The following is a 556-nucleotide window of genomic DNA, read 5'->3' as shown; positions in this document are numbered from 1 at the left end:
TCCCGGACGCAGGGCGTAATAGGCGTGGCCCGGATAGAGCGACGCCTGTTCCGGCATCATCGGACGCGGGCCGACAAGGCTCATGTCGCCCGTGATCACATTGAAGAACTGCGGCAGTTCGTCGAGGGAGAACCGGCGCAGGATCCGACCCACGGTCGTGATGCGCGGGTCATTGCGCAATTTCTGGGAAACGGTCCACTCGGCGCGGGCTTCCGGATCGCGGGCAAGAATCTTTTCCAGCGTCGCATCGGCGTTATGCACCATGCTGCGCAGCTTCCACATCCGGTAGATCCGGCCGTTCTTGCCCAGCCGCTTCTGACTGTAGAACGGAGAATGGCCATCGAGCATGACCAGGAAAGCCAGGGCCGCGATGATCGGGACCAGCAGAGGCAGCGCCAGGATGGTGATTGCCAGATCAGCAACGCGCTTCAGGCCGTGGCGATAGATTGCGGGTCCGAAGCCCGGGAAGCCGACATCGGTAGGCGCGAAGCCTCTATAGGACGAATATTTTGTGTTAACAACGGGTTGCGCCTGAATAGCCTGGCGCGAAATGTCT

1 protein-coding gene is annotated in these 556 nt (G+C 61.0%); it reads right to left on the bottom strand.

The annotated features are described in order from the left end of the window. On the bottom strand, positions 1-552 hold a 552-nt coding region (locus R3X27_RS25525), incomplete at its 3' end, for a sugar transferase (RefSeq protein WP_317711728.1). Positions 553-556: the final 4 nt, after the last annotated feature.

The sequence above is a fragment of the Tropicimonas sp. TH_r6 genome, from assembly GCF_033101155.1.
Classification (GTDB): Bacteria; Pseudomonadota; Alphaproteobacteria; order Rhodobacterales; family Rhodobacteraceae; genus Tropicimonas.
Note: the sequence above shows the minus strand (reverse complement) of the source record. Positions and strands in the feature narration are given on the sequence as shown.